Origin of the sequence: Nostoc sp. (assembly GCF_036918245.1) — a bacterium.
Classification (GTDB): Bacteria; Cyanobacteriota; Cyanobacteriia; order Cyanobacteriales; family Nostocaceae; genus Nostoc.
Genome location: NZ_JBALEF010000101.1, coordinates 183,270 through 209,186, shown reverse-complemented (window position 1 = coordinate 209,186; position 25,917 = coordinate 183,270). Strand labels below are relative to the sequence as shown.

General features: G+C 44.6%; 15 protein-coding genes. 5 read left to right on the top strand and 10 right to left on the bottom strand.

Annotation, left to right across the window (positions count from 1 at the left end; genetic code table 11):
* Positions 1–114: 114 nt before the first annotated feature.
* The 5 genes from V7L12_RS29775 to rpsT form a co-directional block, all read right to left on the bottom strand.
* Entirely contained in the window at positions 115–4,161 is a 4,047-nt protein-coding gene (locus tag V7L12_RS29775; protein WP_335089889.1) for a DNA-directed RNA polymerase subunit beta'', read from the bottom strand.
* A gap of 169 nt (positions 4,162–4,330) precedes the next feature.
* Complete coding sequence (locus tag V7L12_RS29770; protein ID WP_334817026.1) at positions 4,331–6,208, bottom strand: DNA-directed RNA polymerase subunit gamma; 1,878 nt, start codon at positions 6,206–6,208, stop codon at positions 4,331–4,333.
* Between the two features lie 137 nt (positions 6,209–6,345).
* The gene (gene rpoB, locus V7L12_RS29765) at positions 6,346–9,645 is read right to left on the bottom strand and encodes a DNA-directed RNA polymerase subunit beta (protein ID WP_292775694.1); all 3,300 of its coding nucleotides are present in this window, start codon (positions 9,643–9,645) and stop codon (positions 6,346–6,348) included.
* Positions 9,646–10,548: 903 nt separating this feature from the next.
* On the bottom strand, positions 10,549–11,346 hold the full coding sequence (locus tag V7L12_RS29760; RefSeq protein WP_335089887.1) for a TatD family hydrolase: 798 nt from the start codon (positions 11,344–11,346) through the stop codon (positions 10,549–10,551).
* A gap of 84 nt (positions 11,347–11,430) precedes the next feature.
* On the bottom strand, positions 11,431–11,727 hold the full coding sequence (rpsT, locus tag V7L12_RS29755) for a 30S ribosomal protein S20 (RefSeq protein ID WP_335089885.1): 297 nt from the start codon (positions 11,725–11,727) through the stop codon (positions 11,431–11,433).
* Positions 11,728–12,470: 743 nt separating this feature from the next.
* Here rpsT and hisD point away from each other — a divergent pair.
* The 3 genes from hisD to V7L12_RS29740 all read left to right on the top strand — a co-directional run bounded on the left by hisD (position 12,471) and on the right by V7L12_RS29740 (position 14,710).
* Positions 12,471–13,769, top strand: a complete 1,299-nt coding sequence (gene hisD, locus V7L12_RS29750) for a histidinol dehydrogenase (protein WP_334817032.1) — start codon at positions 12,471–12,473, stop codon at positions 13,767–13,769.
* Positions 13,770–14,133: 364 nt separating this feature from the next.
* Entirely contained in the window at positions 14,134–14,559 is a 426-nt protein-coding gene (locus V7L12_RS29745; protein WP_334926377.1) for a universal stress protein, read from the top strand.
* Between the two features lie 19 nt (positions 14,560–14,578).
* A complete protein-coding gene (locus tag V7L12_RS29740; RefSeq protein ID WP_335089883.1) occupies positions 14,579–14,710 on the top strand; it encodes a hypothetical protein in 132 nt (43 codons plus the stop codon).
* A 224-nt stretch (positions 14,711–14,934) separates the two neighbouring features.
* Here the strand turns inward: V7L12_RS29740 and V7L12_RS29735 are convergent, their stop codons facing one another.
* Positions 14,935–15,321 (bottom strand): hypothetical protein, encoded by a 387-nt coding sequence (locus V7L12_RS29735; protein ID WP_335089881.1) that lies wholly within the window; start codon positions 15,319–15,321, stop codon positions 14,935–14,937.
* Positions 15,322–15,461: 140 nt separating this feature from the next.
* Here V7L12_RS29735 and hslO point away from each other — a divergent pair, with 140 nt between their 5' ends.
* Together hslO and V7L12_RS29725 are read left to right on the top strand one after the other, a co-directional pair.
* Complete coding sequence (gene hslO, locus V7L12_RS29730; protein WP_335089879.1) at positions 15,462–16,361, top strand: Hsp33 family molecular chaperone HslO; 900 nt, start codon at positions 15,462–15,464, stop codon at positions 16,359–16,361.
* Between the two features lie 160 nt (positions 16,362–16,521).
* Entirely contained in the window at positions 16,522–18,597 is a 2,076-nt protein-coding gene (locus tag V7L12_RS29725; RefSeq protein ID WP_335089877.1) for a chromosome segregation ATPase, read from the top strand.
* Positions 18,598–18,959: 362 nt separating this feature from the next.
* Here the strand turns inward: V7L12_RS29725 and V7L12_RS29720 are convergent, their stop codons facing one another.
* The 4 genes from V7L12_RS29720 to V7L12_RS29705 form a co-directional block, all read right to left on the bottom strand.
* Complete coding sequence (locus V7L12_RS29720; protein WP_335089875.1) at positions 18,960–20,471, bottom strand: hypothetical protein; 1,512 nt, start codon at positions 20,469–20,471, stop codon at positions 18,960–18,962.
* A gap of 509 nt (positions 20,472–20,980) precedes the next feature.
* Positions 20,981–21,859: an NAD(P)-dependent oxidoreductase gene (locus V7L12_RS29715; RefSeq protein WP_335089873.1), complete on the bottom strand. Its 879-nt coding sequence runs from the start codon at positions 21,857–21,859 to the stop codon at positions 20,981–20,983.
* Positions 21,860–22,230: 371 nt separating this feature from the next.
* Entirely contained in the window at positions 22,231–23,409 is a 1,179-nt protein-coding gene (locus tag V7L12_RS29710) for a class I SAM-dependent methyltransferase (RefSeq protein WP_335089871.1), read from the bottom strand.
* Between the two features lie 218 nt (positions 23,410–23,627).
* Positions 23,628–25,370, bottom strand: a complete 1,743-nt coding sequence (locus V7L12_RS29705) for a Dyp-type peroxidase (RefSeq protein WP_335089869.1) — start codon at positions 25,368–25,370, stop codon at positions 23,628–23,630.
* Positions 25,371–25,917 lie beyond the last annotated feature (547 nt).

Sequence of the window (25,917 nt, the reverse complement as noted above, 5' to 3'; positions counted from 1 at the left end):
AGCTAGCGTGCTCCTTGGCAAAGGGCACGCTAGCACAGGTAAGGTACTTTGGTTATTGGTAATTGAGCAGACTCGATATTACCTTTTACCTTTTAGACGCGAAATTTCAAGTCTCTATTCGTCGTCAAAATCATCTTCGTCGTCTTCCTCTTCTTCCTCGTAATCGTCGTCGTCTACTACTTCGTCAGCAATTAATTCATCTTCTTCATCTAGAATTGACCTTTCTGCACGTCTGCTGCCAAAGCCAGATTCCCCAAGAGTAGGAGAATCTAAATTATAGGTGCGAGCTGTGCGATCGTCTAAGACCATATCTAGGGGATCATCAACTTCATCTAACACACTACTGGTAATTTCAGCAGCATAGTCATCGATCGCTCCTGGTTCTTCATAGGTATTGTATCCAGTACCAGCCGGAATCAATCGCCCGATAATTACGTTTTCCTTTAATCCGCGCAGCCAGTCAGATTTGCCTTCGATAGCGGCTTCGGTGAGTACCCGTGTTGTCTCTTGGAAGGAGGCGGCGGAAATAAAGCTATCGGTGTTCAACGATGCTTTGGTGATCCCTAACAATACCGGGGTATACTGTGCCCTCGCACCGCCTGTAATTGCCATAGCTTCGTTTACCTGCTCAACTTGGCGCAGTTCCACCAATTCGCCGGGAAGCATTGTGGTATCACCACCATCATCAATCCTGACTTTGTTGGTCATTTGGCGAACAATCACTTCAATGTGCTTATCGGAAATATCAATCCCTTGAGACTGATACACCATTTGCACTTCATTCACCAAGAATGTCTGTACCTTCTGTAAAGCAAGGCTAGCACAAGCATAGATTCCATCTTCGGAACCCAGGCTAAAGAAGATTTCCAAAATTTCGTGGGGATTAGATGGGCCATCAGTTAACGGTTGTCCCGCTAATACCATTGAGCCATCTGGCACAATCAAGTTTTGTCCTGGTCCCAAAGGATAATCTGTCACCACGCCATTTGATTCTACGACCTTAATAGCGATCGCTTCATCACCATCACCGTAAACTACCTTAACTTCTCCACCCCGCCGACATAAGATGCACGCTTCTTTGGGTTTACGAGCTTCAAGTAGTTCCTCAATGCGGGGCAAACCTTGAATGATATCTCCGGTTTTGGCGCGTTCAAACACCAGCAACACCAAGTTATCACCCCGTTGCACCAAATCGCCGTCTTCTATCTGCAAAACAGCACCAGGGCTGACTCGATAAGGGCGACCGATACGGGTAGTAATAACGAAGTTTTTAGTACTCAAAGCTGATTCCCCACCAGATGCAGCAGTGGCACTTTTAACATCCACTACCTGTCCTGATTCTGGGGCAAAAACTCCAGGAGCAACTTCTGTACCTTCTACTAGTAAGTCACCCACTTTTACCTTGGGTTGGGTACTAGTATTAATGGTGAGCCTGTCAACCTCACGCAACACCAAACAGCGACGCACGTTTTCGGTTCCTTTTTGGACACCCCGCACTTCCCCCCCTTCTTTACACAAGATTTGGGTACGTGCGACTACAGAACCTGGGGCGATGGTTAGCCCATCGTGTACCTCAAGTGTCGTCTGGGTGCTACCTTGGGTGGCATCGGCGGTAATGTCTCGACGAATTACCAAGGATTCCAAAATTACCAGTTGTAAACGTTGAACTTCTGGGTCTTCAGTATCCTCTACTAATTCAATATCTGCTGCAAGGGGTGAAGCATTATGGTCTTGTTCCCCTTCTTGCTCAATTTCCAGCACTAGCTGGGTTCGCAGCAGTTCCACACCTTCAACAGATTTGACGCGTTCTGAATCTTTATAAGGTAGTCGCTGTACCGCTCTTAATTGAATCGATCGCCCGGTTTGTTGACTTACCGATGTCGTTGATGGCACATCTGGATTATCTGGTACGGCAAACTCAACTACTGGACGACTCAACAGGGCTGGCCCTTCTGGTGTCTCGACATACTGGATATAACGCAATTCCGTGGCGGCGTTGCCTTGGAATTCCTCACCTGGTTGGATGAAGGTGTTATCTCGCCCGATAACTGATTCGGGATCGTCCACCATCAGCAGTTCCCCTGGCTTCACGACCACTTCCCGTAGGATGTCGTTTTTCTGCGTCACTTCTACCACACCACTGTTTTGGCAGAAGATATCTTTCACGACTTCGGTGCCAGCTTCGACAAACTGACCGTCTTCCACCAACAGTAAGGAGATATCTTTATTAACTTCGTGGCTTTCTTCAGGAATCCACAATAAGGTACCGCCCTGCACGACTTCATAACCCAGCTTGGCTTTACCTTTTTTCTGAACTTCGACACCCGCAAATTTCAGGAATCCACCAGTGGTTGTGCGATAGCGGTCATCAATTAACTCAGCTACTACTTGACCATTTTGCACTTTTGTGCCTGGTGTAGCCCGAAGGTTAAATACCTGGTTGTTGCCCGTGGAAACTAAGTAGTTATTACGACCTTGGGAACTTTGAACTGTCACCGTTGCCTGGTCTAAGACCACAGAAGCGGTGATAATCTCAATTTCCCTGGTACTCTTACCTGGGGTAGCTTCTGGCAAGCGCACCACACCGCCGTGCAAACTGGCTAACTTGGTTTCTGCTAAAACTCCATTAGAAGCGATCGCATCACCATTTTTCACCACCAATTCTGCACCGGGCGGTAAGTTGTAAACTTCCCCAGACAAAATCCAAATCAAGCCACCGCGTGCGGCTGTGGTTGTGGTATTACCCTGACGGTCGGTTTTTTGTTCTGGAACTACTTCGGCAAATTGCACTTCCCCTGCCAAGTCAGAAGCAACATCTTTAACGGCTTTTTCTGTATTAGTCCGAGTTGTGCGTCCACCGAGGGCAACCTCTGCCAACAACTGACCTTGTTTTACCTTATTTCCATCAAATACATATAGTGTTGAACCTTGGGTAAGATGAACCTCTTGGTTCTCTGGAGTAACATCACCTACTTTTGTTGGCTCCAAAAGCATGATGCCATTAGCCTCAACATAGAGGGCATCTTCCCCATGGCGGGTACGATATGTTCTGGTTTTCAGTTTCCGGGGAAGTTTGACAGTCCCATCAATTTTAGAACGAACTTGTTGCGCCACTTCCCCAGTAAACACCCCACCCGTGTGGAATGTCCGCATGGTTAACTGAGTACCAGGTTCGCCGATACTTTGAGCAGCAATAATCCCCACAGCTTCGCCCAAATCTACCATCTTGGCGTGGGCCAAACTCCAGCCGTAGCAGTGTTGACAGACAGAACGTGCAGCTTCACAAGTTAATGGCGATCGCACCACAACTTGTCCCACCCCAGATTTTTCAATTTTCTTCGCCAAATCCTCAGAAATTGGGGAATTGCGTGCTGCAATCACTTCTTTTGTCACCGGATGCACCACATCTTCACCAATTACCCGTCCCATCAAGCGGGTTGCTAGAGGAATCAAGGTTTTGGCCCCTTCTGTCATTGGTTGAATGTTAAGACCCCTAGTGGTGCCGCAGTCAAATTCCCGAATAATTACATCCTGGGATACGTCCACCAAACGGCGGGTGAGATAACCAGAGTCAGCCGTTCGCAACGCAGTATCCACCAATCCTTTTCTGGCACCGTAAGACGAAATAATGTATTCCGTCACTGTCAGTCCTTCACGGAAGTTGGTTTTGATGGGCAAATCGATAATTTCCCCTTGAGGATCTGCCATCAGTCCCCGCATCCCCACCAATTGCCGCACTTGAGAGATGTTACCCCGTGCACCGGAGAATGCCATCATATATACGGAGTTTAGGGGATTAGTCTTCTTGAAGTGAACGACTACTTCATCTTTCAAAGCTTCACTGGTACCGTTCCAGGTATCGATTACCTTTTGAAAGCGTTCTACTTCCGTGATTTCTCCCCGTTGATAACGGGTTTCAGTGGCGCGAATTTCTTCTTCGGCTGCTTCTAAGAGCAATCGCTTAGTTGGTGGCACCATCAAGTCATCTACACTGATGGAAACCCCTGCTTTGGTAGCGTAGCGAAATCCTAAATCTTTCAGTTTGTCCGCCATTACTGCGGTTCGCGCCGTACCATAATATGTAAAGGCCCAAGAGATTAAATTTCTCAGCTGACCTTTATCAACCACCCGATTGCGAAAAATCATTTTTTCGTTAGTCATTAGTCATTAGTCCTGAGTCATCAATAATTAATAATTCGTAATTCGTAATTCGTAATTAATTCTTCAATTACGAATTACGTTAGCGCAGCGTTAGCGAGTCCGTGTACTCTTTCAGAGAAGCAAGCTACGCTTTTAGCGTCTCGTCGAGAGCGTCATTAGAAATTACGAATTAACTTGCTAGTGCTTCCTGAATAGCATTATTGTAAATAACGCGACCGGGAGTGGTATATATATACTGAGAAAGTACATTGCCTTTAGCGTCTTGTCTGACTCGACGGAACTTATAAAGTAGTGTGCGGGTACCATCCTCGTTTTCTGTCACTTTCACGGGTTCTGTATCCGGTTGGTCTGATTCTATTTCACCGTCAAACCGCACATAGATATAGGCGTGCAAGTCAATTTGCTCTTGCTGGAAAGCCATAATTACGTCCTCTAGCGAAGAAAAGTACTTTCCTGCGCCTTTTGTTGCACCGGGATTTTCTGCTGTTAAGTAATACGCCCCCAACACCATGTCTTGGCTAGGCGTAATAATGGGTTTACCTGTGGCTGGTGACAAAATATTGTTAGAAGCCAACATCAATAACCGCGCTTCAGCCTGACTTTCTAACGACAGCGGGACGTGTACCGCCATTTGGTCGCCGTCAAAGTCGGCGTTAAACGCTGGACACACGAGAGGATGAAGTTGAATCGCTCGACCTTCTACTAAAATTGGTTCAAAAGACTGAATCCCCAAGCGGTGCAATGTTGGCGCCCTGTTTAGCATCACTGGGTGTCCTTCAATCACCTCTTCCAGCACATCCCAAACACTGGGATCATTACGTGATATCAGCTTTTTCGCAGCTTTGATATTATTTACCATGCCGCTACGAATCAGGCGGTTAATCACAAATGGTTGAAATAGCTCAATTGCCATTTCTCTAGGCAAACCGCACTGGTGAATTTTCAGCTTTGGCCCGACAACAATTACCGAACGTCCAGAGTAGTCAACCCGTTTACCTAACAAGTTTTGTCGGAAACGTCCTTGCTTACCCTCAATAATGTCGGACAAAGATTTCAGTGGTCGGTTATTTGCCCCTACCACAGTGCGTCCCCGACGACCATTGTCAATCAAAGCATCCACTGCTTCTTGCAGCATCCGCTTTTCGTTCCGCACAATAATCTCTGGTGCCAAAATTTCTTGCAAGCGTGCCAAACGATTGTTGCGGTTAATTACCCGCCGATACAAATCATTTAAATCACTGGTGGCAAACCGTCCGCCATCTAGCTGAACCATTGGGCGCAAGTCGGGGGGAATCACAGGAATAACTGCCATTACCATCCACTCTGGTTTGGAACCAGTGGCGATAAAGTTGTCAATCACCCGCAGTCGCTTAATTAGCTTGGCCCGCTTTTGCCCCTTGGCGTTGCCAATTTCTTCCCGTAGGCTTTCCGCTTCTTGTTCTAAATTAATATCGGCAAGCAAGCGCAACAGTGCTTCGGCACCAATACCTACCTCTACACCTTGCAGCTGAGAATCTTCGCTATAAATTTGGTCTTCTATTTCCAACCACTGGTCTTCACTCAGTAGCTGTTTGTAAGTTAAAGTTTCGGCATTACCTGGACTCAGGACAACATAAGAGTTGAAATAAACAATCTGCTCGACATCCCGCAAGGGCATATCCAACAGAATGGAAATATAGCTAGGAATGCCTTTGAGATACCAAACGTGAGCTACTGGTGCGGCGAGTTTGATATAGCCCATACGGTGGCGACGCACCCGTGACTCAGTGACTTCTACCCCACAGCGCTCACAGACAATACCTCTATGACGGACTCTTTTATACTTGCCACAATGGCATTCCCAATCTTTTGCAGGACCAAAGATCCGCTCACAAAATAAGCCATCCATCTCTGGCTTGAGAGTTCGGTAGTTAATCGTCTCTGGCTTGGTAACTTCACCGACTACCTGACCATTGGGCAATGTTCTCTCGCCCCACTGACGAATGCGTTCAGGGGAAGCCAAGCCGATTTTTACGTAGTCAAACTGATTAGTTTGGGCAGGTCTCATACTTAAGTGCTGAGTTCCGAGTTTTGAGTTTTGAGTATATTTAGTTTTAAAGTTTGAATTAAGAGATATCTAAATGCTAAATGCAAATTTCTGGTTTTTTCAAGACTCAGTATTTAGCATTTAGCACTCAGCACTCCTTACTCGTCATCTTCCAGCGATTCGCGAGAAAGAGATTCGTATGTAGGTCGAGGAGGTGTGCGACGGGCTGATTGGTCTGCCATCAAATCGACTTCCACATCTAGGGAACTGCCGTCTGCTTGGGTTTCTACCTTGTGTACGGCAATATCTAACCCCAATGATTGCAACTCGCGCATTAGGACTTTAAAGGATTCTGGCGTTCCAGGTCGAGGAATTGCCTTACCTTTAACGATCGCATTTAACGCTTCATTCCGTCCTTGCATATCGTCAGATTTAACTGTGAGCAATTCCTGTAAGGTGTAAGCGGCACCAAAGGCTTCCAATGCCCACACTTCCATTTCCCCAAACCGCTGACCACCTTGTTGTGCTTTACCACCCAAGGGTTGCTGAGTCACTAGGGAGTATGGGCCTGTAGAACGGGCGTGGATCTTATCATCCACCAAATGCACCAGTTTCAGCATGTAAGCCACACCGATAGTAATTGCTCGGTCAAAGGGTTCACCTGTACGACCGTCATACACCATGATTTTGCCTGGATTATCTGGGTTATATACCCAGTCTTTCCCTGTTTCGTCCCGTGCTTCTTGCAATTTGCCATGCACGATTCGGCGAGATGACTCTTCACCGTACATTTCATCAAAGGGAGTAATCTTAAATCGTACTCCCAAGGTTTGACCAGCCCAACCCAAGAGACATTCAAATACTTGTCCGACGTTCATCCGACTGGGTACACCCAAGGGGTTAAGTACAATGTCCACTGGTGAACCATCGGGCAAATAAGGCATATCTTCTGCTGGTAATATCCGAGAAATAATCCCTTTATTACCGTGGCGTCCTGCCATTTTGTCACCAACTTGGATTTTGCGTTTTTGAGCAACATATACACGGACTACCATATTGGCTCCTGGCGGTAGTTCATCGCCTTGTTCACGAGTAAACAAGCGCACATCAACTACCCGACCTTTTTCACCATTTGGTACTCGCAGGGAATTATCCCGCACATCCCGCGCTTTCTCACCAAATATGGCCCGCAACAGTTTTTCTTCTGGCGGTTGGTCCGATTCACCTTTTGGTGTGACTTTTCCTACCAAGATATCACCAGCTTCTACCCACGCCCCAATGCGAATGATTCCTTGTTCATCCAACTGACGCAATGCATCTTCCCCGACGTTGGGAATTTCTCTGGTGATTTCTTCTGGCCCCAGTTTGGTTTGTCTGGCTTCAATTTCATATTTTTCAATGTGAATTGAGGTGTAGACATCATCCTGCACCAGTCTTTCAGAGATTAAAATCGCGTCTTCGTAGTTGTAGCCTTCCCAAGGCATATAGGCAACAACGATATTTTGTCCTAGCGCCAATTCACCGCCTTCGGTGGATGAGCCATCAGCCAATACCTGACCAGCAACAACCCGTTCACCAATGCGGACGAGAGGTTTCTGATTTAAACAGGTGTCTTGGTTTGAGCGTTGGTACTTGGAAAGGGTGTACTTAATTTCTGGGGTGTTAGGTTTAGGACGAACACGAATTTCTGTGGCATCCACATAGGTGACATCACCATCGGTGCGCGATACAACCACCATCCCGGAGTCTCTTGCTCCTTGTGCTTCCAAACCAGTACCCACCAGAGGACGCTCTGGCTTGAGCAAGGGTACTGCTTGGCGTTGCATGTTCGACCCCATCAGCGCTCGGTTAGCGTCATCATGCTCCAAGAAGGGAATCATGCTGGTTGCTACCGACACAATCTGTACGGGAGATACTGCTACGTAGTCAACCTGTTCTGGTGTTGTGGTAGAAAATTCTTGGCGATAGCGGACTGGCACTTGTGGTCCAATAATGTGCCCTGTTTCATCTACAGGAATATCTCCAGGGGCAACCCGCAGGTCATCTTCTTCATCGGCTGTCATATAGGCTGGAGGCAGATCAAATCTTACTCGCCCATTTTCCACAGGTCTAAATGGTGTTTCTAAGAACCCATACAGGTTTACCCGTGCATGGGTTGCTAAGGAGCCAATCAATCCGGCGTTGGGGCCTTCTGGTGTCTCTATCGGGCAAATGCGTCCATAGTGACTAGGATGAATATCCCGCACAGCAAATCCAGCGCGTTCACGGGTTAAACCACCAGGACCAAGGGCACTCAGACGGCGTTTGTGGGTTAGTTCTGCTAGGGGATTGGTTTGATCCATGAACTGACTTAACTGGCTGGAACCAAAGAATTCTTTAATTGCTGCTACCAATGGTTTGGGGTTCACCAAGGAAGCAGGAGTCAATACTTCAGCATCAGATACAGTCATCCGTTCCCGAATGATTCTCTCTAGGCGGTTTAAGCCCACCCGCACTTGGTTTTGCAGCAATTCACCGACGCTTCTCACCCGTCGATTACCCAAATGGTCGATGTCATCGATGTTACCGATGTCATATTCTAGGTTGATCAGGTAATCCACGGCTGCCAAGATATCCCCAGCAGTCAACACGCGCATTGTGTCTGGGACAGAAAGGCGCAATTTCTTGTTGAGTTTGTACCGTCCGACGCGACCAAGGTCATAACGTTTCGGGTCAAAGAATCGGGAGTCTAAGAGCTGTTGTCCACCTAAGACTGTAGGAGGTTCACCAGGACGCAGTTTCCGATATAACTCCATTAGGGCTTCTTCTTCAGAAAACTGCCCTTCTTTTTCGATGGTTTTTTGGAAATATTCTGGATGGCGTAAGGCGTCAAAGATTTCGTTGTCTGATAACCCTAAAGCCTTTAGTAGTACCTGCGCTGATAGTTTGCGGGTTTTGTCGATACGTACCCACACCAAATCGTTACGGTCTGTTTCAAATTTCAGCCATGCTCCCCGGTTGGGAATTAAGCTAGCCGAATAAGTACGTCGCCCGTTTTTGTCGATTTCTGATTTGTAATAGACCCCTGGCGATCGCACTATTTGGTTGACAATTACCCGCTCGGCTCCGTTAATAATAAACGTGCCGCGATCGGTCATCAAAGGCAAATCCCCAATGAATACCTCTTGCTCTTTGATTTCCCCGGTTTCTTTATTAATTAGACGTGTGGGAACATACATTTGGACAGCATAAGTACTATCCCGCCGTTTGGCTTCTTCGACGCTGTACTTTGGCTCCTTGAGTTTGTAGTTATGACCCAAAAAGTGCAGTTCTAATTTACCCGTATAATCTGTAATAGGACTAAAGGAGTTCAGTTCTTCTATCAGCCCTTCTTCTAAAAACCAGCGAAAGCTTGACCGCTGGATTTCAATCAAGTCGGGTAACAGAAAGGCGGGTTCCATATATGTTTCTTTAGTCATGGCTTTACCTTTGTCAACCTGGTTAAATTTTCCCTTGGACACTGCTGTTTGACGCTTCCCACTGCTAGCCAGTGCCCTTGGCTGTTTGGGAACTTTTTCTTACAAACTTGTTGTGATTTACATCTGTAGGCAAACGCAGCGATTAAATCTGGCTGGAATGAGCAATTTTCATAAGGAAAATTGCCCTTAATAGGGACTAAGGAATGGGTACTGGGTACTGGGCACTAGGGCAGCATGGGAAAAGTTGCTGAAAGTCTTTCCCCTCACTCTGCATCTCATGCCCAATGGAGCCATTGGCTTTTCCTGTCAAACACGCTATGCGTAGCTTGCTTAAGAGTAAGGGTAAAAGTCGGCAAAGCCGCCTAACACACTGGCTCCCCAATGCCCATTTCAAATAGAATATCCAGTTAAAATATTCCTGAATTTGATTTACTTTTTTCACTTCCCCTCCAAAAAGCGCGTTAATTCGCTGACGCAGCTCCACACAGTGTGTTTTAAATCTACCCCGCTGTTGATACTCTCAGTGATATTTTAGATATTCTAAGACTGAGGGAATGATCCGCACCTTGTCGATTTTGAATCAGAATCACTTCATTTTGCTGGATTGTACTCACAAGGCAATTTTTGTTTAACGATTTTGAATAGGTTCAATACACACTAAGCCGATGTTGTGCAAAAGTCTAGCTCAATTTAGGTTGGCACAATTAGTCATGTGTGGAGAGCATCCGCTTGTAGAGATTTTGAGGATGGTTGAAGCCATAACAGCATGGAAAATCAGGATGAGAAGTTTTATGTTCCTTCCATTATCATTATGGCGCAAGCAAAATGTTTTTGAGGGAATAATATTAGCATATTTTTGTCCCCCTATAGGTTTATTTTTTTTACACAACTTAACAAAAGATACTAGAATACACTTGATATTGACAAACCGAATAATTCACAGGCATTTTGGGTGGTTTGATGGGCGATCGCCTCTACCGTTTCATGACGCAGTTTAGCTACTTGCTCGGCTACATAAAGTACGTAGGCAGGCTCGTTGCGCCTCTCACCCCGTTTTGGTACTGGAGCGAGAAATGGGCAGTCTGTTTCAATCAGTAGGCGATCGCGACTTACCATTGCAGCTGAGGATTGGATTGCTTTGGCATTTTTGAACGTTACCGTACCGCTAAAGCTTATATAAAAGCCTAAATCGAGAAACCATTGAGTTTCTTCAGGTGTTCCTCCCCAGCAATGCATCACACCCCGTACTCTTTCTCCTTTGAGTTGCCGCCATTTTTGCAACACTTCTCTGGTTGCCACGGCAGCATCACGGCAGTGGATAATCACTGGTAAGTTTAGTTCAGATGCGAGCGCCAACTGGGACTCGAACACCATATACTGTTGCTCATAGTTCTCAGCTTTGTAAAAATCCAGCCCCATTTCCCCAATTGCTACCACATTTGAGTCAGAACTCGCTAAAGTTTTGATTTTATCAACTGTCTCGCTATTCCATTTATCAGCATCTAAAGGATGTAATCCTACAGCAAAACTAATTTCGGGAAACTCTTGGGCTATGGATTGAATACTGGAAAACTCCTCCGGGTGAACACAGGAATGCACTAAACGCACTACACCTGCTTCTTGCCACCGCGATCGCACTATTGCTAAATCCGGCTGGAAACTATCAAAGTTAAGATGTACATGCGTGTCTATCAGTTGCATCTTTTGCCCTTTGTTGTTTGTCCTTCATCATTTGTCGTTTGTTTTGTTCCCAATAACTAATGACTAAGGACAAATGACCAATGACTACTCAGCTATTTGTGTGAGGGGTTTTAGTCTGTGAGCCAATCTTGATTTTTTCCTTGCCCCATTGTTTGGGTGAAGAACACCTCGTTTGATCGCCTTATCAATTTTGCCGTAAGCCTCGGATAACCTAGCCTGCGCTTCTTGTTTTAATTCTGGGGTAGGATTACCTGTATAAGCAGCTACAGCATTTAGGTATTTTTTCATCAGCGTCTTGACTGCTGATTTGTAAGATTTATTACGCAGTCGGTTACGTTCTGCGATTTGGGCACGCTTGAGAGCAGACTTTGTATTCGCCACAGTCAATTCCAAAAATACGATGATTAATTATGTACACACACTACTAGACTTACTAATATAGCATCCAAATTGCCAATGTTATAATTTCCTAAAAAAATTATGGGATTAGGTATTGGGCATGAATGAATATCAATCAATATTAGTTAGTATTAGTTCCATAGTGTCTACTCGCCAATTGAGTATTTCGTCAATTGAGGAAATGCGTTAAAATAAAATGCATCTAAAATAACTGTCACCCTAACTCATCACAACCTGATTAAGCAATGTGATTGTCAATAAATATAATTTGTCCGTAAAGCAAATGTATTATTTAGAGGCAGAAACTGTAAAGAGCTAAATCTCAGGAGTTCTCAAGTATAGAACCGATATATCGTGTCTGTACACACATTAACTAGTAAAAGTTAGGGAAATAAGTAAAAATTATACTCAGACCCTACCCCCTGTAAATTCAGGGGATTGGATGTGTAAACATACCATCTGCACCCCACAAGGATTGAGGGAAAGGGTGTAAGGATAGCGGGAAATGGCACACCTGCTTCCTGCGGCTAGCCAGTCAAGGCTTGTCGGATTGAGCAATTAAGTCGCCTTCTCAAGCAAACTATACGCTGGTAGCCTTGAGAGTATCAAAAAAATCCGGGTTAAGCTAGAGAAGAGAATTAGAGTCAGCTTGCACACCCCAGTGGGTCAAGAGCAATACTAAATCTCAGGTGGCAATATTATAATTTTGGCATTGTCCTTACTCCATGCTGCGAATTATTACTCAGCAGGCAGACGTTAGAGCAGAACTACAACGGATCTGCGATCGCACCCATGACGAACAGGTACTTCACAAAGAAGCAACGGTGCGGGAAATTTTGCAAGCAGTGAAGCGCCAAGGCGACAAAGCTGTATTGCATTACACGGCCGAATTTGACAAACAAACCCTGAAAGCAGAAGAACTCCGAGTTACAGGCTCGGAACTGGATGCAGCCTATCAGCAGGTATCAAAGGAGTTATTGGGTGCGGTTCGGCTAGCTTGCCGCCAAATTGAAGCGTTTCATCGTCAGCGAGTACCAAAAAGCTGGGTACACTTTGGTGACGATGAAGTAGTACTGGGCAAACGCTACACCCCTGTAGACCGAGCCGGGTTATATGTACCTGGTGGCCGTGCCGCCTATCCCAGTACGGTGCTAATGAATGCAATCCCGGCTCATGTTGCTGCTGTACCCCACGTGTTGATGGTAACACCACCAGGCCCAGGGGGTGCTATTAACCCAGCAGTCTTGGTAGCTGCCCAAGAAGCAGGGGTGCAAGAAATTTATCGCATTGGGGGTGCACAAGCGATCGCTGCTTTAGCTTATGGTACAGAGACAATTCCGAAAGTGAATGTGATTACTGGACCTGGTAACATTTATGTCACCCTAGCAAAAAAACTTGTCTACGGCACTGTTGGTATTGATTCTTTGGCAGGACCCAGCGAAGTGCTGGTGATTGCTGATGAAACCGCAAATCCAGTGCATGTAGCTGCTGACTTGCTAGCCCAAGCCGAACACGATCCAATGGCGGCAGCGATTTTGCTGACCACAGATGCTGCTTTGGCGAAAAACGTACAATTAGCCTTGGAAAGACAGCTAGTGGATCACCCACGGCGAATAGACACAGAAAAAGCGATCGCTCACTACGGCTTGATTATCGTTGTGGAATCGCTCCAAGCCGCAGCAGAACTCTCAAATGAATTTGCCCCCGAACACCTGGAATTAGAAGTCAAAGACCCTTGGGCACTACTACCACAGATTCGCCACGCTGGGGCAATCTTTTTGGGTTACTCAACACCAGAAGCTGTAGGAGACTATTTGGCAGGCCCTAATCATACCTTGCCAACTTCTGGTGCTGCCCGCTATGCTTCGGCATTGGGTGTTGAAACTTTCCTTAAACACTCCAGTATTATTCAATACTCCCAAACCGCACTGCAAAATGTGGCAGGTGCCATAGATGTGCTAGCAACAGCAGAAGGTTTACCTTCCCATGCTGATTCAGTCCGACGCCGAATTCAGCAAGAATAGTGATTTGGAATGCTTAATTTTTTCTGATAACTCAAAGTTTGGATAGCGATACCTACGGTAAGCTACGTTAAAGTATGCCATTTGCTATCCTACTTCAGTCACCTTTTAAGCGTCCACGAGTCGGGCATTGCTGACAGTAGTTTCAGGGAGAGGAAAACCCTCTCCCTGAAACTCGTGAAAAGCTTCTCCAGAAAAGTTGCTACAACCCGTTCGCATGAAAGTGGCGTAAAACTAGCTGACCTATGGCGTAGCCTCAAATATATAAACTAAGTTGTCAGATAAAAAATTAGTTTAGTGTCACTGCCGACTAATTTTGCTAGATACTTATGTATGTAAGAGGTCTACTCTTTAGGAGACGAGAGCAGTGCTAAATAGTGTTTTGGTAGCTCTGGACGGTTCGGATATTTCAGAACGAGTAATTCAAGCTTTAGATAATTTGGTGTTTTCAAAAGACGCCAAGGTTATTCTGTGTCATGTGTTTCTCACACCAGAGTCAGAAATGGAACTACCTGCTGATCGCCCTCAGCCAGAGTCCCCAACGTTTTCTTATTTTCATATTGAAAAGCAACTGCAATTATATCAGGAAAAGTTATCAGTCAGAAGTGAGTTAGAGTTAGTAACTGGCGATCCCGCTGAAGAGATTATTCGTCTTGCCAATATTTATAAAACTGACTTGATCGTAATTGGCAGTAGGGGCTTGATGGGGATGAAACGAATTGTTCAGGGTTCTGTTAGCAGTCAAGTTGTAGAAGAGGCTAATTGTTCAGTGTTGGTCGTAAAACCAAGGTAAAGATTTACAAGGGGAAGCAATGGCTATAACCACCCCAAAACTAGCCTTTGAAGAATACCTGAAATATGATGATGGCACTGATACCCGCTATAAATTGGTCAAGGGAAAACTAATTCCCATGAGTCTAGAAAGTGGACAACATGGTGCATAAAAGTTTAAGAATTTTAACCTATGCAATTCTGTGTTCTCTGGGTCTAGAGTCGTTAGATAAATTACTTTTAAACCGCAGAGCCACAGAGGAGGACACTTGCATGAGCGGGTTTCCCTACTTGAGCAAAGTGTCCGTGGCGCAGAGACAAAAAAGAGATTTTTCGAGTTACCTTGCAAGGGCTAGCCATAGAGACAAGGAAAATCCCTTTTCTACGTTCAGTCAATTCAACGTTCTTGAGTTGCTAAAAACTGACGCAAGCTCAACAAGCTGAGTGTTTGACCCAAATTCAAAGGCAAAATTGAAACTCCTTCCAAGCGGGACTGTACCCAACCTTCTCCCCAGTACCATTCGTGGAACCCGTCAATGCCTCCGCTGAGTACTAAACGAAGGCAGTTGGATTTGACAACATTTACTTGATGATGAATGGCGACTGGCCCAGTCCAGGTTGTAAACTGGAATCCGGGAAACAGTTCTTCTGGCATTCCTGGGGCAAAACGTTGCCCTAAAAGCCATTTTTTTAATTGCACGGGATGCAGCATACTGTCACGAATTGCATCTGTTGATGCTTCGATTTCAATCCGCAGTTGGCTTTGTTGAAAATTACCCAGCATTTTTCTCGGATTACCTAAAGATAAGACATCGCTATTTCTAATATTGCAAATACAATCACTGATTATGACTAGGTGACTTTTCTCGCAGCAGAGAACTTAGAATAGAAAAAGTGAACTTGTTAAGAAATGTAAGGTTATTCATGGCGGATCAGTTAATTCGTGCAACAGCAGCCGAAGGTGGAATTCGTGCCGTAGGTGCGATCACCACACGTTTAACAGAAGAAGCACGGGGGCGCCACAAGCTTTCTTATGTGGCAACGGCAGCACTGGGTCGGACTATGGCGGCGGGCTTGTTAATGGCTTCTAGTATGAAGCGAACTGGATCGAGGGTGAATGTCCGCGTTAAGGGCGATGGTCCTTTGGGTGGCATATTAGTAGATGCAGGCTTAGATGGTACGGTACGCGGATATGTTGGGAATTCATCTGTAGAATTGCCTCCCAACCCCAAAGGTAAATTAGATGTTGGTGGTGCTGTGGGTGGCGGCTACCTCTACGTTGTGCGAGATATCGGTCATGGTTATCCTTACTCTAGTACTGTAGAACTAGTTTCTGGCGAAATTGGTGATGATGTAGCTCATTATCTGGTGAATTCCGAACAAACACCTTCGGCTTTAGTTTTAGGTGTGTTCGTGGGAGCAGGAGGAGTAACTGCTGCTGGAGGGTTACTGGTACAAGTATTGCCCAAAGCCGCCAGAGACGAAGCCTTAGTAGAAACGTTGGAATCACGGGTTGCTGGTCTAGCAGGATTTACGCCATTGTTGCAAGCTGGGAAGACGTTACCTGAAATCTTTGGTGACTTATTGGGAGACATGGGGTTGGAAATCTTTTCCGAACGCCAAATGTTGCGCTTCCATTGTGGTTGCTCTTTTGATCGCGTTTTGGGGGCACTGAAGATTTTGGGAGAAGCTGAACTGCAAGATATGATTATTAAGGATGATGGTGCTGAAGCGACTTGCGACTTTTGCGGCAACGTCTACCAGGCAAGTAGCGATCAGTTAGCTCAACTAATTTCCGATTTGCAAGCCGAATCTGCTGTTTGAGGATAAAGTATAAAATATTACTGATTTTTGAGATTGATAATGGTACTCTGTGGAGAGAGATAATCAAAAAAGTAGCTTTTTAATGACGAGAAAGTTACTATGTCAACAATGGAATTATCAACCTAAAACAGAGCGCTATTCAATTATTTTGGTGTGAGAGATGACAGAGCGGGATATTCCAGACAGTTGGTCTTCAGCCAGTGGAAGAAAGCCAGATCAAAGCAAAAGATTATCCCGAACAGAACAATTCGGTGAAACTCAGCCATTTGATGTCCCAGCTACTGGTTCTACCTCCAAGTCAGTGAAGCGGCGAAAAAAAAACCATAGGGAAGGATTAACTATAAATAGTCATTCAGAAGAAACTGCCCAACTCAGTAGTACTTCTGGGAAATGGCCACGCTGGATGAAAAGCTGGACATTGTGGCTAGTACTACTAATGTTGATTCCCGGCAGTGTAGGATTCTTGGCAATGGCAATGCTGCTAAAGTTGCCAACTGCCCCTAATTGCCCATCGATTTTCTGGCCGCTAGCTAGTGCTTCTGTACGGCTACACTGTGCCCAGTTGGCGGCTTCTAAGCAAACAGTGAACGACCTATTACAAGCGATCGCTCTGGTGAAGCAACTACCACAAAATCACCCGTTGCATGGAGAAATTGATCGTTTCATCGAAGAATGGTCGCGGGATATTTTGAAGCTAGCCGATCAAAGTTTCCAAACTGGGAATTTAGAGGAAGCGATCGCTACTGCTCAGAAAATACCCGAAGATGTAGCAGCTTATAAATTAGTAAATGAGCAAATTGGCAAATGGCAGTCGATTTGGTCAAAGGCTGAAGCCACATACAACGGTGCGATCGCCGAAGTAAAAGAACGGCGCTGGCAATCGGCGTTCATGTTATCCGCTAAAATGCTACGTGTAGACAATCAATACTGGGCGGGTACTAAATACGACCAATTGAATCGTCTAATTGCCACAGCGCGAGAAGATGGCGATAAGTTAGGAAAAGCCGAAAGTTTAGCAAACAGCAAAGTAGTCGATAATTTATTAGAAGCGATCAAGTTAGCCGAGTCGATTGGGCAGGAAAGTTACATTTACCAAAAAGCTCAGGAAGCGATTCCGGCATTTGGACGCAAAATGCTGAAATTGGCACAGGCGAAACTAGACAAGCAGGATGCGGATGAAGCCCTGAATATTGCTAGGCAAATACCGGAAAGTACGAAACTACAGGGCGAAACTGATGACTTTATTGCCATAGCTGACGCGAAAAGGAGTGCTTGGATCGGTAATGTTTCTGGTTTAGAGGCAGCGATCGCTCAAGCACAACAAATCGATCCCTCCAGACCAGTGTATAACGAAGCACAGCAACTAATAGCTCGTTGGCAGTTGGAAATTGAAGATGTTGCCCATCTGGAAAAAGCAAGAATATTGGCTAGCCAGGGAACAGTCCCTAATTTAACAGCAGCGATCGCTCAAGTACAGCTTATTCCTGCTAGTAACCCTAGAGGCACAGAAGCTAGACAAGAGATAGGTCGCTGGAATTCCCAAGTGGAGACAATTGAAGACCAACCTTACTTAGACCGTGCCGAACAGATAGCAATATTCGACGATATTAACTCCTTGCAAGCTGCGATCGCCCAGGCCAGCGAAATTCGTAGAGGTCGTGCATTATATCCAGAAGCACGGAAAAAAATTCGTACTTGGGTAGGAAAGATTGAGCGAATTCAAGACCAACCTTACTTAGATCAAGCACAAGAACTGGCCCAGAGTGGAAATCTCACCGCCGCCATTAGCACAGCTCAACAAATTGCTTCATCGGGAAGGGCGCTTTCACAAGAAGCACAAGCTGCGATCAATGACTGGGAAGGGCAAATCCGCACTAGAGAAAACTGGAAAAAAGCCCAGGAAGTGGGGGCAGCTGGCACTCCAGAAGCCTTGGTTGAGGCAATACGACTGGCGGATCGAGTTTCAAACAATAGCATCTTACGTATGGATGCGAATCAGGCTATTGACCAATGGAGTCAGCAATTGTTAGAAATAGCACGCACTCAAGGTCAGTCTGATATTGCTAGAGGCATTGACATTGCCAAATCGGTTCCACGCGGTAGTGCTGCTTACAGTGCAGCACAAGAGCAAATTAAGACTTGGCAGGAATTTCTCAATCCTCAACCTGAACCTCAGCCTTCGTCTGTGCCGGAATCTCTACCATTTCCCCGATCAACTACTATTAATGGTCAGTGATCGTCTATTAGAGCAATTTTCAAGTACAATAGACCACAGTGTGGCTACTCACTAAGCATCTCAATATCGCCGATAGTGAGCAGTATTACTAATCTTTATCTTCAGTAAGAGGTTGTTTGAAAAGTTGTAAAGTATATATACTCAAAATCTCTCTCCCAGCCTCTCCCCGAAAGGTCGAGAGGGTTTCAAACTCCATTTCCTACAATAGAATTGGGGCGAGGAAGGGTTAGGTTTTCGAGGCTTAGATGTTACAAAAATACTTTTCAAACATTCTTTTAAGACGTTAACTTTTCTTACTGAAATAAGCACGAAGCTATGACCAGAGACAATCTAGGATTAAGCTCCTTAGCTTAACCAAGTCTTCAATTCTTAGTTGGGTTTCTGGCAAGCGGATTTCTGCCAAATAGCTTGATGATGGTTTCAGCAAATTCTTTATTATCGTAAAACTCATGCATCAAAGTAATAGGTTGGGAATAAAGTTGATCGCTGGAAAAGATCGACTTCCAATCTAGTTGAGTGTTATTAACAACTCCAACATCTTTCATCTTTTTCAGGAATTCATAAGCAATCAACCCTTGACCAATGGCAGATGGATGAATCCCATCTAAACTAAATAGTCCACCTTGTCGTAGTCGTCCAGTTGTGTCTGCGTGGTAGTATTTTGTATTGACCTGGGGATAGGCAAACTTGAATTCTTCTGGGAATTCATACTGCACTTGTCCAGCATTTCGCTTGAAGGCGATTTGTTGTAAAGCATTGGCAAGATCGACAATATGATAGCGTGGTTGCGGATACTGACTGTTCTTACTCTTGACCAGTTCTTTGATTACTTTGTTGTATGTGCGAATACAGTCATCTATGTAGAGGGCATCTTGTAGCGTCAGGTATAAGGTTCCGGTCTTTCTAACCGTATCCTCTTCAAAGGGGAAATAAGTGTAGTATTTGTAGTAAAGTGAAGGTTTATCCTCTCCTGGCACATCAATTTCAGTAGTTGAACCTACACCTTTTGCCAATGGCGCAATAGTTATAAGCGGTACTGTCCCAATGAAGACATTCCAATTAGGGTTGGTGTTATTTTGCATGATTCTATCAACCCGATTGAGCAATTCTCGATATTCAGCCTCGAAATCATTGGGATGCCACAGGTTCCATTGTTCTCTTACCTCACGGAATGATTTGGGATCTTGGCTTGGGTTGTTAAGAGTCTGATTTTGGTCATTGGGAGTTTGCTTAATTTCTAAACCAATCACAGTTCCAAGCGCATTGTTTGCTCCTAACCAGAGAATTAAATTCTCAACTCCCCCTGGAGCGGTTGCATGATGGTTCAACCAATCAAGTTGGCTATAGTCGTTAAAAAGGGGATTTAAAGACGGGTTGAGAACTTTAAGTGCAGTTCGATAGAAGGCAGCATTGGGCAGAGTCAAGAAACCAGGCTTGCCATCTCCTTTGTCGTTGCTAAGTTTAATTTGATACTTGCAAACATTGGGTGTTATCATCCAAGAATCAGCAATATCAAAGCCCTGAATTGCTACATTGTGAAAGAATTCAATTCCTCCTGGATAAGGGTGTTCAGCACTACCTGCTCCCCGTTCAAAGAAATCTTCAGTTTCATCAAGTACACCTTCAAGAGTTGGCAATATGGTCAGCCAATCTAGGGCGTTGATATCTGAGCCATATCTTTTCTCCAAACGTCGTAGAATCTTCTCAATATTGGCTGGTAGTCCGCCCACTAACCATTCAGGATAGAGATATTGAGTACCAACTGCTTGCCCCATTGACCTAGCAATCAAAGTTGAAAAACAAAGGTCTGTCCGGGCTGCTGCCAAAGACATAAAGCCTTGAGAAACACTGTCACCAATTGTAAAAAGCCTCATTTAATACCTTATAATTTTTTTTTTGCGTGTAAATACTAGAAAAAAAGTCTCAATCCCAAAAGTATATTCGGAATTTGACTATATTTTAATTTTAAAAAGTTTTAATTTACAGCGTTTTTCAGGTAAATGAGGTACACACGTAGGGGTACAACAATGTTGTGCCCTTACAATAATCTGTACCTCACCTTGGCGTAGCCTCTCGTAGAGAAGTTGCAATCTGCTGTATCTTTTTCGAGCATCGTATAAGGCGATGCGCTTAGGTTAAGAAAAATTGCACTTACTGTCTTGAGTGTTAGCGAAGCCCAACATCACCCTATACGCTTGGGTTAAAAAGAATACTAGGTTGGATTGAGCGTAAGCGTTACTCAACAAAGCCTTAATAATGTTGGGTTTCACTCCTCAACCCAACCTGCGCCAGTTTTAGTTTTTAGCCTTTAACTGAACCGTATTGCAACATGACCAAGGTATTTGTTGAGTTTTCTTCAGGCGTGAGATGAAGCTTAAACTCTTTATTCCCCGATCGCTTCTCCCCATTCCTTAATGACTGAAAATAGTGATGAGTAATCATCATCAGCAAATGACATTTTCACAGCTGTTTGCAAGATTTGCCGCACTCCTTTAATACTGCTAAGATCCAAACTCCGAGATTTCGCTTCCGAGATAAATAATTCCGTATCTTTAAGCAAGTGTTTTGTGGGGAAATTGGGATCGGCATAATTGCCATTTAACATTCGTTGTAGCTTTTTGTCAAAGGTAGGTGCGTAGAGTGGACTGTCGCGCAAGATTTGCATAAACACATCCACATCGACACCTTGACGCTGGACAAAAGCTAGACTCAGCGCAAAGCTAGTCGTTAGAGAAGCTATTAGTTGATTTAGTGCCAATTTAAGCGCCGCCGCAGATCCCACTGGCCCGATAAGTAAAGGTTCTGTCCCAAAATTTTGGAGTAACTTCAAGTGGCGTTCGTATTGTTCTGGCTCGGCCCCTACCATAACACTCAACTTGCCAGCTTTTGCTTCTGGGATACTCCCTAATACGGGCGCTTCTAAGTACTCACCACCACCCCCAACAACTGCATCTCTAATTTCCTGGCTTTCTGTGGGCGTAATTGTTCCCATTTGGATGATCGTGCGTCCTTCCAAAGTTTGCCAAGCAGTATCTGAAAGCAACACATTATAAATGGCTGGGGCATTAGTCAGCATGAGAATTACGCACTCAGCAGCACGAATGGCGTGGCGGGGATGTGTAGCAATTTCAGCCCCAGCTGCTTGTAGTGGTGCTAATTTTTCTGGGGTACGATTGTAGGCAACTAGCTGTATATCTGCGGCTAATAACCTTTGAGCCATTGGTAGTCCCATCAGTCCAGTTCCCAGAAATGCCACCTTCATTTTTCACGTTCCTTTAATACAGCATCACCGATCGCGAGTCTTTGAGGATCGCAGCTCATCGGACATCGCGTTTGCATTGTTTGATTCAAATGAGCTGGGAAGTAGTTATTTGAGATTTAAGATACAATTCTAAATCCCAGTTTTCCTACTCCCTAACTCTGGCAATCAACCACCGGCAGCAAAAGTTAACATAATTATCACTGAAAGTAATATACCAGGGGTAAGTAGTGTTGCTAGCATTAACAGGTCATGAGTGGACATAATTATTACTTTGGTAGTGTGTTTAACTTTACAGTAATCACTGTTATGCTAATTCAAATAAGACTGATACTGCATTCTTAAATAGAGTTTTAACTTTTCTTTCTTTACGCTTACTCTGGCAGGGTCAATCCTTTTAATGGTTGAGAGATTTCTGTATTGTCCAGACCTTTGCTCTGAATTAAGACTCCAAAGCCGCCGAGTCCTGTGGGATCTAGAAGTTGATGTAATGCGTCCCGATGCTGTAGTAACTGCGAGAGAGGTTGCTTTTGATAAGAAAGGGCTGCAATACGATCGCCTAACCCCAACGCCATCAAAAATAATCCCTGCTGGATAAAACCAACATTCTTTAAGTTACACTTCTCACCCCAACGTTCCAAAGCTGTAAAGTCAACATGGGCAGTGATATCTTGTCGCCCAATATTAATATAGGGGTTGTCATGGAAACGATGATGGTAATAACACTGTAGTGTTCCCTGCGATCGCCTGGGATTATAGTAACGATTGGCGGGGTAGCCATAATCAATTGTTAACACATAGCCGCGCTGCAAGCGGTCTGCTACTATACTCAACCAGTCTAGAGCAGCTAAATTAATTTCACTACGGTAGCCATCAGGATATGCACTTTGGGTGAAGTCGATTCCCAGTGAATCCAAATGTTCAGCTAGTTGGGGCGTTGAAGGTTCCCCTGTGACTTCCACAAATGATAAGCAGGTTTCTTTCTCATTCTTATCTGTGGTTACAAAAATTTCTCGCAATTGTCCCGTTTCTAGGATGAATTGATGCACGGGGAACGCATCTACTAACTCGTTAGAAAAAAAGCAGCCTGCGATCGCATTTGATGGTATATCCTCAAATTTGCACCAACGCACGGGGAAATCTTGCAAGCGTTGCTGCTGTTCTTGTCTTAAAGTTGGAGACTTTTCAATAATGATGTACTCCAGCGCGGTAAAAAAATCTGGGTAATGTAGCTGATGATATTTAAGGATATGCAAAGCTAGCAATCCTTGGCCTGCTCCCATTTCTACCAGAGAAAAGGGTACAGGTTTCCCTAGAATCTCCCACATTTGCAAAAATTGTTCTGCTAGTAACTCGCCAAAGTCAGAGCAGAGGTTGGGAGAAGTGAAAAAATCACCACCTTTAAAGCCAATTTTGAGTGCATCCCTGGAATAGTAGCCGTATTCAGGGTGGTATAATACCATATCCATGAATTCGGCGAAAGTAATTCGTTGCTGGGGAGTAGTGGTAATGTGATTGGCGATCGCAGCACACAATGCTGGATTTGAATCCATAAAATTTGAGGTTTGAGATTGGGGAATAGAGAAAAATAAATGAATTATGCATGATGCAAAACAAAATTCATAATTCATTATTTCCCTAATGGTCTACAAACCCCATGATATCGACCACTGTGGCATAAGCGCTGGCATTTATTGACAGACAAAACTGGGGAAGTTTGCAGTTCGGTGCGATCGCCACTAAATGGTTCTACCCTATTTACCTAAAATCCTTATTTTGTCAATACTTCCTTCAAAGCAGAAATCGAGGGTGCAAAGAAGTAGCCGCCACCAGTAGGGATTACCCAGTCTTCAGGTGCAGTCAACTCCTTAGTTTGAGGTTGATTTTGGTCATCCTCAAGGTGGATAAAGAACTTGCGTGTGCGATCGCCACCTGGTTTGTTATTTTCACTTTGACCAATAATTGGATCGTGACCAAGAGTTAATTTACCTTCAAACTCGTGACCTTTAGCCGCCTCCTCACTAAAGTTTGGCTCGTTAGCCCAGAACCTAGTGACAAACTCAAACTGGTCTACAATCGAAGTCTGATAAGCCAAAAAGTGGAGACCGCGATCGACAAAGTTAGGGTCTTGTAGCGGATTGTTTGGCGTGGAAGGAGACACCGGGCCATAAGGAATGCCGCGACGGAGCAAGCGATGTGTTTGAGTGGTCACTTCACTGCGATCAATATCAATCTCGTCAGAATTAGAGACTCTTCCTCCTGGTGTTTTATCATTGCGTGGATAAGTCTTGCGGGTATGGGCAATAAACGGGCAGCGCAGACCCGTTGCATCTTTGGAAGGTGGAACTACGTCATTTTTAAAGAATTTTCCATCTGGTGCATCATCACCGTTGAATTCAAAATCATTGTTGGCATTGTCATCATTACCCAAACTTGGGGCATCTTCTTCCGGCGTGCGGACAGTGGGAGCGCCACTAGGCCAGCGACCAATCAGCTTTGCACTCACCTTTCGAGCGTCGGTGTCTAGGTCAGCAGCAATATCGTTTAAGAACTTGTGGAACTTATACACATCTTGACGCAATCGCCGGAATACAAGGTAAGAGCCATCATTCGCCCAGTGTAGTCCTGCCGACACAACCTCACCTTTGCTATGTTCCAACTTTTCAGCATCATCCTTCTGACCCTCATAGCCAAAAACAAACTCTCCTGGCCAGAGAAGATCCTGTCCTGGTTTGCCCTGATTTTTATTCTCTGGATTCTGCCGAGGAGTGAGAAGGTCTTTAGAATTATCAGCAACCCGGCCACGAATACCAGGTTGTGATATTCCATCTAGGTTGCCGAAATGCTCATGTCCAGTCAGGGGTGCAGGTAAATTTGCTCCCTCTTCCAAGAAGGTAATTCTGGCTCCGCTACTCTTAGCGTTGCCTTTGCCATCTGTAAATGTCACAATACTTTCTAAAATCCGCGAGACTTCTACTAACAAGTCTGCGCGTTCGTCGCTGGCAATGATGAAAACCACATCAACTTTGCCATTATCTGGCCCACCTACAACCCAGCCAATAGGTTTGCCATCCTTGTCTACGGGGTCGTTCAGTTTAGCAGCGCGTGCTGCTAGCCCAGCTTTAAAGGCTTCATCCGTAAATGAGTCGGCATCATTGGTTAGTTTCTTTAGCCCCTCAAAGGAGAAAGCTACATTCACCCAGGTTGCCTTAACAGTACCTTCGCGGCCTCGTCGTTGTCTGGCAGATTTAAATAAGCGGTTGAAGGCAATCACTTCTGAGGCGGTGGCAATGAAATTGATCTGTGACTTCAGCCAATTCTTGAAAGCATTTGGATTTTCAATTTCAAGGAATAAGAGGGCTTGGTAGTCTTTATTGAATCCACCTAAAATGTTGCCTTGAATATTGTTGACATTGAGAATAGGCTCATTAGGTGCGGGGACATAAAATGCGTTTGCCTGTTGACCTTCTAACGGTTCAGGAGCAGGCGCTTCACGAATTATTTGTTGTGTCATGATCAAAGTCCTGTTGATTGTAAAGTCTATTGACTATTCCAGAATGGAAATATCAAATCAGGTATCTCTAATGGGAACCTGTGTTAACTTATCGGACTTAGGTAAGAAATTTATGCAGCAATTTTACCCATATTTCATCGTTTGGGAGATTGCGTTGTGTAAATAAACTATACATATTTTAAATAGGATTGTAAATTCTAGTAGGAGCAAGATATAGCAATAGTTTTGTATTTTTGCCTCAACTCTGTTCAACGCAAAATTAAAGAAAAATAATTTTAATTCTAATAGTAAGTTCAATAATATAACGATTATTAATTGCCAGTAATCGGCTTCCACTTGTGAATTTAGTGATTTTTTATTACGTGATTTTACTTTTGTATAAAATAAATGTGCTGTTTTTCTGGCTATCTTGACTCTCAATAATTTCAAATAAACCAGACTCCTTCAAAGCACCTTTTATATTTCGTCCTATTTTTTTATGTCACGAAAAACATAATTAAAGTGCCTAATACACCGCTATAAAAAACGGTGCGTTAGGCTCAAGCCG